13 protein-coding genes are annotated in these 14685 nt (G+C 53.3%); 10 read left to right on the top strand and 3 right to left on the bottom strand.

Features of this window, described 5'->3' with window-relative positions; translation table 11 throughout:
- Positions 1-21 precede the first annotated feature (21 nt).
- From leuB to R6H26_RS04710, 3 genes are all read left to right on the top strand, one after another.
- The gene (leuB, locus tag R6H26_RS04720; RefSeq protein WP_404788777.1) at positions 22-1110 is read left to right on the top strand and encodes a 3-isopropylmalate dehydrogenase; all 1089 of its coding nucleotides are present in this window, start codon (positions 22-24) and stop codon (positions 1108-1110) included.
- A 331-nt stretch (positions 1111-1441) separates the two neighbouring features.
- A complete protein-coding gene (locus R6H26_RS04715; protein ID WP_404788775.1) occupies positions 1442-2293 on the top strand; it encodes a methyltransferase domain-containing protein in 852 nt (283 codons plus the stop codon).
- A 5-nt stretch (positions 2294-2298) separates the two neighbouring features.
- On the top strand, positions 2299-3282 hold the full coding sequence (locus R6H26_RS04710) for a homogentisate phytyltransferase (RefSeq protein ID WP_404788774.1): 984 nt from the start codon (positions 2299-2301) through the stop codon (positions 3280-3282).
- Positions 3283-3323: 41 nt separating this feature from the next.
- Here the strand turns inward: R6H26_RS04710 and hpnA are convergent, their stop codons facing one another.
- The 3 genes from hpnA to R6H26_RS04695 all read right to left on the bottom strand — a co-directional run bounded on the left by hpnA (position 3324) and on the right by R6H26_RS04695 (position 6470).
- Positions 3324-4325, bottom strand: coding sequence for a hopanoid-associated sugar epimerase (hpnA, locus tag R6H26_RS04705; RefSeq protein ID WP_404788772.1), 1002 nt, complete (start codon positions 4323-4325; stop codon positions 3324-3326).
- A 10-nt stretch (positions 4326-4335) separates the two neighbouring features.
- The gene (locus R6H26_RS04700; protein ID WP_404788770.1) at positions 4336-5094 is read right to left on the bottom strand and encodes an ABC transporter ATP-binding protein; all 759 of its coding nucleotides are present in this window, start codon (positions 5092-5094) and stop codon (positions 4336-4338) included.
- Positions 5095-5276: 182 nt separating this feature from the next.
- Positions 5277-6470: an ABC transporter permease gene (locus tag R6H26_RS04695; protein WP_404788768.1), complete on the bottom strand. Its 1194-nt coding sequence runs from the start codon at positions 6468-6470 to the stop codon at positions 5277-5279.
- A gap of 277 nt (positions 6471-6747) precedes the next feature.
- Between R6H26_RS04695 and R6H26_RS04690 the strand changes: the two genes are divergently transcribed.
- The 7 genes from R6H26_RS04690 to R6H26_RS04660 all read left to right on the top strand — a co-directional run bounded on the left by R6H26_RS04690 (position 6748) and on the right by R6H26_RS04660 (position 14670).
- Positions 6748-7353, top strand: coding sequence for a DUF1517 domain-containing protein (locus R6H26_RS04690; protein WP_404788766.1), 606 nt, complete (start codon positions 6748-6750; stop codon positions 7351-7353).
- Between the two features lie 133 nt (positions 7354-7486).
- Entirely contained in the window at positions 7487-8353 is an 867-nt protein-coding gene (locus R6H26_RS04685) for a hypothetical protein (protein WP_404788764.1), read from the top strand.
- Positions 8354-8437: 84 nt separating this feature from the next.
- Positions 8438-10735 carry a Tex family protein gene (locus R6H26_RS04680; RefSeq protein WP_404788762.1) on the top strand — a complete coding sequence of 766 codons (2298 nt, stop codon included), beginning with the start codon at positions 8438-8440 and terminating at the stop codon, positions 10733-10735.
- Between the two features lie 195 nt (positions 10736-10930).
- Positions 10931-11755 (top strand): type I methionyl aminopeptidase, encoded by an 825-nt coding sequence (map, locus tag R6H26_RS04675; protein WP_404788760.1) that lies wholly within the window; start codon positions 10931-10933, stop codon positions 11753-11755.
- A gap of 20 nt (positions 11756-11775) precedes the next feature.
- Entirely contained in the window at positions 11776-12042 is a 267-nt protein-coding gene (locus R6H26_RS04670) for a hypothetical protein (protein WP_404788759.1), read from the top strand.
- Between the two features lie 181 nt (positions 12043-12223).
- Positions 12224-12613 carry a hypothetical protein gene (locus R6H26_RS04665; protein ID WP_404788757.1) on the top strand — a complete coding sequence of 130 codons (390 nt, stop codon included), beginning with the start codon at positions 12224-12226 and terminating at the stop codon, positions 12611-12613.
- A 296-nt stretch (positions 12614-12909) separates the two neighbouring features.
- Positions 12910-14670: a DEAD/DEAH box helicase gene (locus tag R6H26_RS04660; RefSeq protein WP_404788756.1), complete on the top strand. Its 1761-nt coding sequence runs from the start codon at positions 12910-12912 to the stop codon at positions 14668-14670.
- The last annotated feature ends 15 nt before the right edge of the window (positions 14671-14685 follow it).

Below are 14685 nucleotides of genomic sequence, written 5' to 3'. Positions count from 1 at the left end.
ATCATTGCCGAAACCCAACCCATGACTCAGGAATACCGCATTACCCTACTGCCCGGCGACGGCATCGGACCCGAAATTATGGCCGTCGCCGTGGATGTCCTCAAAACGGTTGCGGCACTCCAGGGCAACCTCAGCTTTACCTTTCAGGAGGCGTTGGTGGGAGGCGCTGCGGTGGATGCCGTGGGGCAACCCTTACCGGAGGAAACCCTAGACAAATGCCGCAATAGCGATGCCGTGCTCTTGGCGGCGATCGGCGGTTACAAGTGGGATGCCCTTCCCCGCGAACTGCGTCCCGAAACGGGGCTGTTGGGCCTGCGCGCCGGACTAGAACTCTTTGCAAACCTGCGTCCAGCTCAAATTGTGCCCCAACTCATTAATGCATCTAGCCTCAAACCAGAAGTGATTTCTGGCGTCGATCTGATGGTAGTGCGCGAACTCACGGGCGGCATCTACTTTGGAAAACCGCGCGGCATTTTTGCCACCGAAACCGGAGAACAGCGGGGCTTCAATACCATGGCCTACAGCGATTCCGAAATCGATCGCATCGGTCGCGTTGCCTTTGAAACCGCCCGCAAGCGCAGCCGCAAGCTCTGCTCCGTGGACAAAGCCAACGTCTTGGAAGTGTCGCAGCTTTGGCGCGATCGCATTACGGCCCTCTCCGCCGAGTACCCCGACGTAGAACTCACCCATCTTTACGTCGATAACGCTGCCATGCAGTTGGTCCGCGCGCCCAAACAGTTTGACACCATCGTCACGGGCAACCTCTTTGGCGACATTTTGTCCGATATTGCCGCCATGCTCACGGGCAGCATTGGCATGTTACCTTCCGCCAGCATGGGAGCCTCCGGGCCTGGATTATTCGAACCCGTCCACGGATCCGCACCGGATATTGCGGGTCAAGATAAAGCGAACCCCCTCGCTCAGGTGTTGAGCGCTGCGATGATGTTGCGCTACGGCCTCAACCAACCTGAGGCTGCTAACCGCATCGAACAAGCCGTGCAGAAGGTATTAGAAGCAGGCTATCGCACCATCGATATCCAATCTCCAGGTACCACGGTTCTAGGCTGTCAGGCCATGGGGGAAGAGTTGATTCGGGCGTTGGGTACTTGATCTGTCGGCTGGCAGAATCGTTCTATCTCTGCCTTTGCTAATCTAGGCAAGTTTCATGTTGGCGGTCGGGGTCTTGCTGAGCAATCCATGGCTTTATACCAATTCTGCAAAATTTCACTACACATCTGATCCCCCCTAGCCCCCCTTAAAAAGGGGGGAATTCACTCATAGTCCCCCTTAAAAAGGGGGATTTAGGGGGATCTTGATGTGTAGCCACGACAAGTAGATTTGGTATTACGCGTCGGCGTTCAGGCTAAATTCTTGTCGTCTTAGATTCCACGTTATAGTGATCCCAGCTCCGAAAGGTTGCGAACATCCTAGATTGCTAACTATGACCTCAACCCTGTCGCAACGCATTCAAACCTTTTACGACACTTCCTCTGGTCTGTGGGAACAGATTTGGGGAGAGCACATGCACCACGGCTATTATGGTGCAGATGGAAAACGCAGGGGCGAACGCAGACAAGCCCAAATCGACCTAATTGAAGAACTTCTGGCTTGGGCGAAGCCGGGAGCGGTGACCGATCTCTTAGACGTAGGCTGCGGTATTGGCGGGAGTTCGCTCTATCTCGCTCAGAAATTTAATGCCAAAGCCACTGGGATCACCCTCAGTCCCGTTCAGGCGAATCGGGCGATCGCCCGCGCCCAGGAGGCCAACCTGTCGGGCCAAGCTCAGTTCCAGGTCGCCGATGCCCTGGATATGCCCTTTGCCGACAACGCGTTCGATCTGGTGTGGTCCCTAGAGAGCGGGGAGCACATGCCGGATAAACGGCAGTTTTTGCAGGAGTGTTTTCGAGTCCTAAAGCCGGGCGGGACTTTGATTCTGGTCACTTGGTGCCATCGACCGTTGACTTCGCCTCAAGACGCCTTGACCCCTCAGGAACAAAGCCTCCTCAATAAAATCTATAGCGTGTATCACCTGCCCTACATTATTTCGCTGCCGGACTATGCCGATATTGCCCAAAGCCTCAATTTTCAGCACATTCAAACAGCAGATTGGTCCGATGCCGTTGCTCCCTTTTGGGACGAAGTGATTGCATCGGCCCTGAACCCCGCCACCGCATTCAAAATTTTAAGCGCGGGTTGGATGACCCTTCAGGGCGCGTTTGCCTTAGGACTCATGTCCCAAGGCTATCGTCAAGGGTTGGTGCGGTACGGTCTGCTCAGCGCCACCAAATCTTAAGTTGTATGGGTTTAAACGTTTTGCCAAAGTACTTCCAACCGTGGATCCAGTGGTTACAGACGCTGTGGAAATTCTCTCGACCCCATACCATTATTGGAACCAGTCTGAGCGTGCTGGGTCTCGCGGCGATCGCCCTTGCCGCTTCGCTCCAAGCCAAAGGATCGGGCAGCGGTTTAGCGAGTATCGCTCAAATCCCCTGGCCGCAAACGATAGGGTTAATCCTGAGCGCGTTAATCCCTAGCCTGTGCGCCAATGTTTATATTGTGGGTCTCAACCAGCTCAAAGACGTCGAAATCGATCGCGTGAATAAGCCCGGCCTTCCCCTCGCCTCCGGCGATTTTTCCCGGACGGAAGGGGTTGCCATCGTCATCGCGACGGGGATTTTAGCCCTTGTCCTGTCCGCGATGGGGGGGCAATTCCTATTCTTGACCGTGCTGGCTAGCATCGGCATCGGCACTGCCTATTCCCTGCCTCCTTTGCGATTGAAGCGGTTTCCCTTTTGGGCGGCCCTCTGTATTTTTGGGGTGCGCGGGTTAGTGGTGAATCTAGGTTTTTTTCTACACTTTCAGGAACACTTGGGCGGGTCTGGCGCAATTCCGCTCCAGGTGTGGGCTTTGACGGCCTTTGTGATTCTGTTTGCCTTTGCGATCGCCATTTTCAAAGACATCCCGGATGCCAAGGGCGATCGGCTGTTTCAAATCGGCACCCTCGCTCTGCGGTTGGGGATTCCTGCGGTCTTTAATTTGGCCCTTTGGGTGCTGACCGGGGGCTATCTTTTGCTGATTGCAGCGGCGGCCTTGGGTTCTATCCCAGTGCAGCCTTTATTTTCGATCGCTACCCATTTGGGGTTGCTGGTCTGGCTCTGGCTCCGCAGTTCTAGGGTCGATCTGGAGGACAATCGCAGCATTAGCCAGTTTTACCAATTTATTTGGAAGCTATTTTTTCTGGAGTATTTACTATTTCCCCTCGCCTGCCTCCTGACAATCTAACTGTATGGAATGGCCGCAAGGCGAAGACCCTTTGCTGAGGGTCAATCCTTCGATTCTTTGAGCGTGGCGTAATGATGGTTGACAAACCAGTCAACAGATTCTTTGAGTGCGGTTGCGATGGATGTTTGAGGAAGCCCCAACTGCTGCTGGGCTTTAGTGGCATCGTAAAACATCATTTGCTGAGACATTCGCACGCCATCTAAAGGGACAGAAGGTTTCTTGCCCAGACGCGCTAAGATTTTTTCATCGACCCAGGCAACGCCGAGCGGAATCCAGGCTGGAATTGTAGACTTTGGCGCAGGTAGTCCTGTCAGTTTGGAAAGCATCGCCAGCATTTGCTGGAGCGTTACGTTTTCATTGCCTAAGATATAGCGATCGCCCGTTTTACCTTTGTCCAATGCCAATAGATGCCCCTCGGCCACATCCTTGACGTGGATGAGGTTTAGGCCTGTATTGAGGTAAACAGGCATCTGTCGCCTCAGGAATCGCAGAATAATGTCCCCGGTGGGGGTGGGCTTGAGATCCCAGGGGCCAATGGGCGTGCTGGGATTCACGATCACCACGTCCTGACCGTTCTGCACTGCTTCATGGGCTTCTCGTTCGGCCCAGTACTTGGACTTTTTATAATCCCCGATCAACTTTTCGACGGGGCTTTGGTAGGTTTCATCGGCAATGCGTCCATCTTTTGGCACGCCAATGGCGGCTACGGAACTGGTATAGACCGTCCGCTCTATCCCTGCTTCGCGAGCTGCCGCCAAGATATTACGAGTCCCCAAAACATTGCTGTGATAGAGTTGTTCGCGATCGGATTGCCACAGACTATAGTGAGCTGCGACGTGAAAGGCAACTTGGCAATCTTGCATGAGCGTGGCTAAGGATGGATCGCAGAGATCTCCCTCCACCAATTCGATGCCAAGCCCTTTCAGGTTATTGAGGTTGCTTTCGGGCCGAGCCAAGGCTCTAACTTCATAGCCGCGCTCTAGCAAAAGGCGGGCTAGGTTAGCCCCGACAAAACCCGTCGCGCCTGTGATGAAAGCTCGCATTTCTCCCCCGTCAAGAATAAGGAACGCTCGAACCGCCTGGAGGTTCTGGAGAAATCATGCCATCTTCAACGTAAACCACTCGGTCTGCAATATCCATAATCCGAGGGTCGTGGGTCACCATGACGACCGTGCAGCCTTCTTCCTTGGCGAGCGATCGCAGCAATTCAATCACCGCACGACCGCGCTGGGAATCGAGGGCTGCCGTGGGTTCGTCGGCAAAAATGAGGCGCGGTTTGCCCGCCAACGCGCGGGCGATCGCCACGCGTTGCTTTTGCCCTCCCGATAAATCTGACGGTAAGCTTTGGCTCTTATCCGACAACCCGACATGATCGAGCAGTTTTAAGGACTGCTGTCGGGCTTCTCGACCGTACAACCCCTTGAGGTTCAACGCTGTTTCGATATTCTCTGCTGCCGTGAGGGCAGGGAACAAATTAAACCCCTGAAAAATAAAACCCATATTTTTCAGGCGAAATTGAGCCAGTTTATGGCGAGACAGGCCCGTAATTTCTTGGCCTAATAGAAATACATCACCCCCTGTCGGCGTGAGTATTCCTCCCAAAATAGAGAGCAGCGTCGTCTTGCCGGAGCCGGAGGGACCCATCAACAGCTGGATGTCGCCAGTCTTAATGTTGAGATCGATTCCCTTGAGAACCTTGAGGGGTTGATCTCCGGTTGGGAACGTCATCTCGATGTTTTCGGCGCAGAGGGCGTACTCAGGCAATAATTCCACCGACTTTGGCTTCGATCGAGTCATAAAAGGAAACGGCATGAGCGATGTCTCGGTAACTTTACTCTCGCGTGAGGAATGAGTTCAGCGAACCTATTCACGTGGACTGCTCCGAGGCGCACCGCGATCGTGCTCGAGACAAGGCTTACAGATAAAAGCTTGACTGATATGGCAACGGTCTTTCAGTAATGTTACCCAGTTCACTATTTTAATTTCCTCCACCATTAGGATTTAAATACCATCGCCGGATCTAACTGCGTCACTTTCTGAATTGCAAAAATAGCGGCTCCGCAGCACATCACGATGGTCAGGACCAAAACACCGCCAGCAGTCATTGGGCCTACTAAAATCTGCACGGCCTGCGCTTTTTGGGTCCATCCCCCGACGAGGAGCACGATACCCATGCCTGGGAGGTATCCGAGGATTGCCATCCAGAGCGCTTGCTCCAAGATAATTCGGTAAATGAACCAATCTGAGGACCCCATTGCCTTTAGCGTTCCGTATTCTTTCAAGTGATCGGTGACGGACGAATACAAGATTTGACCGACGACCACGGTGCCAACAATCACGCCGACGACTGCGCCTAGACCTAAAATAAAGCCGACTCCAGTGCTATCTCGCCAATAATCTTGGGTAAGGGTGGTGAGTTCTGCTTGGGTTAAGGCTCTGGTATCGGGTACGGCTGATTCGAGGCGGTTCTTAAGCTGCTCGAGGTCGACCCCTGGCTTTGCCCGAATCAGGATGAAGGTCACCCGATCCTCATCCCGTAACGCTGGTGGGGTCGGTGGCGTTGCCTTGGGTTCGACAATGGCTGAGGTGAGGAAGGCTTTCGCCGTTGGTAAGGATGTAAAGACGTAAGGACTCGATACAATCGATCGGATTTTTTCAGTTAACCCTACAATCTTTCCTTTGTAAGCACCGATTTCAGCAGTGTCGCCAATGCCCTTAACATCTAAAGTATTGAGATCGACTCGATCGATAAAAATGCTATAGGGCTTTTTGATGCTGCTTAACTGACCCTCAGCGATGGGGGCAGGACGAAATAGGGTTCCATCTGGATCGAAGCCAATAATGCGAATGGGGGCGATCGCACTAGAGGTAGAGGTGCCATTAGATCCGTAGCGCCAGACCGAACCTTGCGTAATTAGCGCTTCTGCTCGTTCGACGCCATTGACGCTTTGGGCTTGCTTCAGGCTTTCGTAGGGAATGGGTAGGGTAAAGTCGAGGTGACGGATATCTTTAGAAGCCAGCCATAGATCGGCACTGGCACTGTCGATTAGCAAGCTAGAGGAGCGCGTAAATCCATTGAGCAAGCCTGTTTGGATCGTGACAAGGCCCACCGCAAACATGATGCCTGCTTGAGCCACGATGAAGCGGGGAAGGTCTTGAAACAGGTTTTTGCGCGCAATGGAAACCATGAAAGATTTGGTGATGACGCAGCGATAATTTTAAAATTTGCTTACAGCCATCCTAAATGATTTATGGGCAGAGCGACCTTTAAGGGTGACGCTGCGCGGAGCGTCACCCTTCCCAGCGGTAGAGCAAAGTTTTGGAAAATTTCTGTATGTAAGCCTGCAATAATGCCGTCTGAGATTGACGTTTAGGGCAAATCTACGTACCTGTAAGGTGTAAAAGCCGTACTATAGAGTCGATTTAGAAACGATAGGATCGAGTCTACTAGAGTTAGGTAATAGCGTGACTTCTTGGCGCGATCGCATCAATCAGTTTAGTGGCCGCACGCGTTATGTAGTGTGCCGTCTGTTCCTTCACCTTGCGGGCAATGAGGTTGCCCCACTGCTAGGGGCGCTCAACCAAGCAGCATTCATGGCCGATGAAGCAGAGGGAGACATGCAGGTCCTCGGTGAAGAGCTGGAGAAAATCTGCCAGAATTTGCTTCAGTCCGATACCTACTGGCGGTCTGCGGCCAATGAAGGAGATGTATTTTGGGATGAAGGGGAAGCTGGAAACTTCGTGAACGAGTTATTTACCGACTCCGCCCAGCGCTACCTCAGCCAACCCGACTTGAGCAGCACTTCAGGGCAAAAAAACGATCCTTTAGTGGTGCCTATCACCCAAAACATCATCGTGATGCTGACCGTTGCCTACGAAGGCGAAGTACCCGAACTCGAATCAGACCTTTCCAACGTAGAAGCTTTGAAAGAGGGTTTAAAGGCGCTGATCAATTTGCACTATCAGAACGCGCTCAGGGCGGTTCAGATTCATTTTTCGCCCGCTCAGTTGGGAGATGAATTGACACCAGATCAAATCTTAGTTAATTTCCCCGAACTCATCCCTCTTTAGGGCGTTACACGTCCCGACCGCGCACGATTACAGTCTTAAACCATAGGTATTTTATTCCATGAAACCTGCCATGTTTAGAGGCTTCCTCACACAGTTCTCGTCTGCTAGATTGCGTCGATTCGCGATCTTGGGCATGGCGATACTCTTGAGCTTAACCACGATCGCTTGCGGCGGTCCAACACCCGACCGAACGGCCCAAGGGGGTAGGGAACTCCCGCAATCTGCCTCCAATACAGCAAACCGCCAAGGGGCGACAAAGATCGCCGATGGTAAGTACGACGTGCAGCAGGCCACCTATAACGATGGCAATGGCGAATACACGCTTTTTCTGTTAAACACGCCTCCAGGAACCTCCGCAACGTTCCGTACCGACAAACTTCAGATGGCCCAGCTCACGCCTGAGGAGGTTTCGGCCTCTCAGGAACCTTATTTACAAGTTAAAGACGGACAAGCTGCATTACACATTCCTAAGGACTTTAAGTTGGAGTACGTCCACAACGTGGTAGAACAAGCTCAAAACCCGCAAACGGGTGAGGTCGAGCAGCGCGTGGTGCGGCAGGAATCTAATTTTTGGTCGCCTTTTGCAGGGGCGTTGGCCGGACAAGTAGTCGGAAATCTCCTGTTTAGACCTCAATACTACGTGCCGCCGCTGTACCAACCCGGCGGGGGCGGGCTATCTGGCTTTGGAGGCTATGGTAGTTCTTACGGACAGGCAACTTCAGCGTATCGACAGCGCTACAACCAAGCTCCGGCAGTGGAGCGCAACCGCACGGCCTATCGAACGACTCAACAACGGCGGACGACGGGTTTTGGCAGTTCGTCTGGCCCTCGGAGGAGCGTTAGCGGCTCGTCCAATCAACGTTCGACGGGGAGGGGATTTGGGTCGAGCAACCTAGAACGGTCTAGACCTTCCACCAGTTATCGACGACCTTCCTCTGGTTTCGGCAGCAGCCGCTCTTTTGGCAGCGGTCGTTCCTTTTCAGGCGGTCGCCGCCGCTAATCGGCTTCGTTTTTGCGGCTGCGCGAGCGCTTGGAATGGTTAGCGATATCCTAGAGGGTGTGTACCGTCTAGGATTTGCTTTTAATGTTGAACCTCGTTCGGGTGTTAGGGCAGGAATTGTCTCTCAACATATCTCAGGTGCAAAGCGCGCTCGAGCTATTTGAAGAAGGCGCAACCGTTCCCTTTATCGCGCGGTACCGTAAAGAGCGTACGGGCGAGATGGATGAAACCCAATTGCGGCAACTCTCCGAACGCCACGCCTACCTTACCGAGCTAGAAGACCGCAAAGCCAGCATCCTAGCCGAGATCGAGCAGCAAGGAAAACTCACCGATGAATTAAGGGGAAAAATCGAAGCTTGTTTGCAAAAAACAGAGCTTGAAGATCTCTACCTGCCCTACAAGCCCAAGCGCCGCACCAGAGCCGCGATCGCCCGCGAAAAAGGCTTGGAACCGCTGGCCCTGTTCATTCAAGCCCTCAATCAACCCAACGCTCTGCCCCAATCCCTGGAAACCGAAGCGGCGAAGTATCTCGACCCAGAACAGGGCATTACGACGCCTGCCGAGGCGCTCAAGGGAGCATCGGATATTTTGGCCGAGGCGATCGCCGACAAAGCAGAACTCCGCGCCTATTTGCGCAAGCAGATTTTCCAGACGGGCTCGTTTGCCTCTCGCATGAAAGGCGATCGGCCCGAAGGCTCGACCAAATACGAAATGTATCGCAACTTTCAGGCCCAGATTCCGCAGATTGCGCCCCACAATTTACTGGCGCTCTATCGCGGCGAGGCCGAAGACATTTTGCAGGTGGAGATCGAGTTTGACGGCGATCGCCTGCTTTCCGATATGGCAGAGGGCGAAATTCATACCCGGACGCCGGAAGTCCGCACCTTTTACCAAGAGGTGTTGAAGGATGCCTTCAATCGTTTGATCAAGCCTTCATTGCTCAACGACATTCGCAGCGAGTGCAAGCGGGCGGCAGATTTGGCCTCCATTGAAACCTTCGCAGCAAACATGCGGCATTTGCTGCTGTCTAGCCCTGCGGGAATGAAGCCGACCTTGGGAGTCGATCCGGGCTTTCGGACGGGCTGTAAAGTGGCTGCCCTCGACCCTACGGGCAAATTTTTAGAATATCAGGCGGTTTTTCCGCACCAGTCCGCCGCGCAGCGCCAAAATGCCGCCCAGACGCTCAAACGCACGATCGAAAAACACAACATCGAACTGATCGCGATCGGCAACGGCACCGCCAGCCGCGAAACGGATGTATTCGTCGGCGAAGTCCTCAAAACGCTAGAGCGCAAACCCATCAAGGTCATCGTGAGCGAAGCTGGGGCTTCGGTCTATTCCGCCAGCGAAGTGGCGATCGCCGAGTTTCCCGACCTAGACGTGACGGTGCGCGGTGCCATCAGCATTGCGCGACGCCTGCAAGACCCTTTGGCCGAACTGGTCAAAATCGACCCCAAGTCCATCGGGGTGGGTCAGTACCAGCACGATGTGGATCGAAAGCTGCTCAAGCGCAAACTGGAAGATACCGTCGAAAGCTGCGTGAACTTTGTGGGGGTCGATCTCAACACTGCCTCTAAAGAGCTGCTGACCTTTGTGTCGGGGATAACGGAGGCGATCGCCAACAATATCGTGGCCTACCGCAATCAGAACGGAGCGTTCGAGCAGCGACGAGAACTGCTAAAGGTTCCAAAATTGGGACCAAAAGCCTTCGAGCAGGCTGCCGGATTTCTGCGGATTCGCGATGGCAAAAATCCCTTAGACAATACGGCAGTGCACCCTGAAAGCTACCCTATCGTCGAACAAATGGCGAAGGATCTGAGCGTTCCGCTGGCCCAGATCGCGCAAATCCCAGAACGACTGAAGGGAAAGCCGCTTCAGCCCTACACGACTGAAACGATTGGCGAACCGACGCTGCGGGACATTCTCTCGGAGTTAGAAAAGCCGGGCCGCGATCCGCGCGAGGAGTTTAAGTACGCGACATTTCAGGACAACATTACTGAAATGAAGGACCTTCAAGTGGGGATGAGTTTAGAAGGAGTGGTGACCAATGTGGCGAATTTCGGCGCGTTTGTGGATATTGGCGTCCACCAGGATGGGCTGGTTCACGTATCCCAATTGGCGGATAAATTTGTCTCCGACCCCAATCAGATCGTGAAAGTGGGCCAGGTGGTTAAGGTGACGGTATTGGAGGTGAACGAACCGCTAAAACGGATTAGTTTGTCGATGCGGACCGGGAAGGAAGCAGGAGGGCGATCGCCGAACGCAAAGATTCGTCCGCTCCAGGCTTCGCCGCAGATCGGTCAGCGCGCGCGAGACCCTCAAATGCAAAAATCCGCACCGACGCTTGAAGCTTTGAAGGCTAAGTTTGGCAAAAAAACTTAAGCAGCGCTAATCCGCTTGCATCAGCAGAGGCACTTGCTAGAGCGATCGCCCCTTCGCTTTGGCAAGCGTCTCCAGCTATTCTGCCTTCCAGCCGTTCTATGCCATAAGGCGGGCTTTAGCGTTATTCTGTAGGAAGTGTTTGCTATTTTACACGTTTGTTTTTGACCTCAGATTTATCGTTTCAGCTCAACCTGCATGAACATCCTCACCAACTTGTTGACCCAACCCGCCCAACCCACCATTGCAAAGCAGCGGAAGGGCATTGAGATTAAATCCAAGCGTGAGATCGATATCATGCGTCAGTCTTCGCGGATTGTAGCGACAGTGCTGAAAGAGATTTCCGAGATGGTCGAACCCGGCATGACCACCGCCGACCTCGATACTTTCGCTGAAAAACGAATCCGCGCGATGGGTGCAACTCCTAGCTTTAAGGGCTACCACGGATTTCCTGCTTCTCTCTGCACTAGCATCAATAATGAAGTGGTCCACGGTATTCCCAACCGCAAAAAGGTAATTCGAGAAGGCGACGTGCTGAAAGTAGACACGGGCGCGTTTTTCCAAGGTTTTCACGGCGACTCTTGCATCACCATTGCAGTGGGGCAAGTCACCCCCCAAGCAGCTAAGCTGATCCGCGTTGCAGAAGAAGCGCTCTATAAGGGTATCGAGCAGGTCAAGGAAGGGAACTTCTTGATGGACTTGGCGGGTGCCGTGCAAGATCACGTTGAAGCCAATGGGTTTAAGGTAGTGGAAGAATTTACGGGTCATGGCGTCGGACGCAACCTGCACGAGGAACCCTCGGTGTTCAACACCCGCACCCACGATCTTAAAAACGTACGCCTGCGCGAAGGGATGACCTTGGCGATCGAACCGATCGTCAATGCAGGGACGAGGCATACCAAAATTTTGCGCGATCGCTGGACGGCAGTGACGCTGGATAACGCGCTTTCCGCCCAGTTCGAGCACACCGTCTTGGTGACCAAAACGGGCTACGAAATTTTGACAGACCGGACTAAATTGTAATTCAGCGATAGGGTACGTTCGTGGCCTTTAAAGTGTCAGCACAGAACTTCGAGCAAAGTTTTGAGCGCTGGATTGACGCGCTTGAGATGGCAAAATCGCTCATTCCGTCCTGCAAGGGTTTATTTGGGCAGGTTAAAGTTTTAGAGGACGGCAAGTTGGTGTGGGCCTACGATCGCTTTCATCGCTACCCTCAATTTTTTGGAGCGGGTACCTACAAGCGATTGGCACGCCGCTTCGTTCTAGAAACCATGGAGGATGAAGCGTCGGGCGATCGGTCCGAGCCTTAGGGTAAGTTTTTGTTAGGACAAGCCTCGAAGGTAAGCAATGCGCGAAACTACTGCATTTGCAGTTTCAATCTCCTTCGGAGGATAGAGAAAGAAAAGTGCCGATTCAGGTCTTAAGGTTGAAAAAAAATACCTAAAAAAAGCCTAAAACTGAAGGCATGAAGAACTTAGGATCGTGCAGAAGATGAATAATTTATATAGTATTGTGGCCACCGCTGGCGTTGCCCTATTCACTACTTTCGGGATGGTCGGTGCTTCCGCAACCCCCCTTAAAATCGCTCAGTCCTCAGATGTTAACGTAGGAGGGACATCGGTGGACTGCGAGGAGGTTAAAGCATCTGCACCGGGGGTTGGCGTATCTGTACCCAATGTCAGTAGACTGGTGCCCAATGTCGGTAAAATTTTGCGCAAGGGCGTTGGCGTTCCTGCCCCCGATACTGAAGCGCCCGATACTCCCACCCCAAAGGTTAGCGCTTCAGCACCCAGAAAAATCTGCGCCCAAGCTCCTAGGAATGAAAGCGCGACACCAGCAAGCACGGATAGCGCTTCTGAGCCAGTCAACGGATTGTGGTAGAAACCTATTGGTTTTAATGAGTTTTGCACGAAAAAACTGAATGTTTCTTTAGAAAGCCTAAACGGGTCGCCCAGCGCTCTTTTCTCGCGCTCTGGGCGACCCGTTTTGTTCGATCGAGAGACTGCTGCGACAACCGTTTTCGTTAAAACTCCAGCAATAGTTGAAATCGTCGCAGCCAAAAATACCGATATAGTAGGCGTAGTGATGAACTGGCTTAACAACCATTCGATCTCTTCGCCGAGCCAGCATTCCTGCTCGGATTGAACCCACAATTTTCAGCAGGCGTAGGCCCAGTCATGGCTCCAGTTACAATTACTCAGTTCTCCCAGTTGGCGATCGCCCCTCCCCTGCTCCAGGCCATCGAAGAAATTGGCTACGAATCTCCTTCGCCCATCCAAGTCGAAAGCATACCGCCGCTCCTAGAAGGCCGCGATTTGCTGGGCCAAGCCCAAACCGGAACTGGAAAAACCGCCGCTTTTGCCCTGCCCGTCCTCAGCCGCCTCAACTTAGACCTCAACATGCCTCAGGTTCTGGTTTTGGCTCCCACTAGGGAATTGGCGCTTCAAGTAGCCGAAGCCATGCAAACTTACGCCCGTCACCTCAAAGGGTTTCATATCGTACCGCTTTACGGCGGTCAGAGTATGGACACCCAGCTCCGCCAGCTTCGACGCGGCGTGCATGTGGTGGTAGGAACGCCGGGACGGATTTTAGATCACCTGCGCCGTAAAACCCTCAAGCTGAGTGCTTTATCGACCGTTGTGTTAGACGAAGCTGATGAAATGCTGCGCATGGGCTTCATCGACGACGTAGACGAAATTTTGCAGCACACCCCCACAGAAAAACAGGTCGCACTCTTTTCTGCAACCATGCCCGAGGCCATCAAGCGGATTGCCCAGCGCCACCTGAGGCAGCCCGTCGAGATTAAGATCGCGTCCAAAACGGCTACGGTTGCCACCATCAGCCAGCGCTATTGGCAGGTCACAGACATCAACAAACTGGACGCTTTGACGCGCATGCTCGAAGTTGAAGACTTTGATGCCATGTTAGTGTTTGTGCGCACTAAGCTTGCGACAGACGAGCTGTCTGAGAAGCTGGAAGCGCGGGGCTATTCTTGCGCGGCGCTCAGCGGGGACGTGAAGCAGGCCGTCCGAGAAAAAATTGTAGAGCGACTCAAAAGTGGTTCTTTGGACATTGTAGTTGCAACAGATGTGGCAGCTCGCGGACTGGACGTAGAGCGGATCAGTCACGTCGTTAACTACGACATCCCCTACGACACCGAAACCTACATTCACCGGATCGGTCGCACTGGACGCGCGGGACGCAAAGGCAATGCCATCTTGCTTATCTCGCCCCGCGAACGGCGGATGCTGCGTACGATCGAGCGGGCAACCCGACAGCCCATCGAACCCATGCAGTTGCCTAGCTCAGAGGATATTTCAGATCGGCGCATTACGCAGTTCAAAAAAATAGTGACCGATACGATTGAATCCCAAGATCTCTTCTTTTTTGAAGAGCTGATCGCGCGCTACCAGCAAGAACAGGATTTGAGCCTCAGCGAAATTGCCGCTGCCCTTGCGTTTCTGCTGCAAAAGGAACGCCCCCTTTCGCCAAAGGAGCTGGCTAAAGCAGAGCAGCCCAAGGGCGGTAAAGAAAAAGACCGCGATCGCGCGGACCGCCGTACCGAACGGCGTGATGCCCGCGAAAACGTACCAGACATACCCATGCAGCGCTTTCGGATTGAAGTGGGGAGCGAGCACGGGGCGCAACCAAAGCATATTGTAGGGGCGATCGCCAACGAAGCGGGCTTAGACAGCCGCTACATCCATCAGATTCAAATCTTCGAAGACTTCAGCGTAGTGACGCTCCCTGAAGGGATGCCTAAGGAAGTTTTCAAGCATTTGCAAAAGGTTTGGATCTGCGGTCAGCAGCTTCAGATCGGCCCATTTTCTGACTCGGATAGAAGCGACGACAAGCGCCATAAGGCCAAGAAAACCGATAAACCGGGCAAGGAAGAGCAAAAACGCACTAGGAAACGCGCTAGCAGCGTGGCGCCTTAACGCATTTGCCAAAAC

This window comes from Altericista sp. CCNU0014, from assembly GCF_044923475.1.
GTDB lineage: Bacteria > Cyanobacteriota > Cyanobacteriia > Thermosynechococcales > Thermosynechococcaceae > JAAURS01.
The sequence above is the reverse complement of the archived record's forward strand: the minus strand, read 5'-3'. Positions and strand labels throughout refer to the sequence as shown.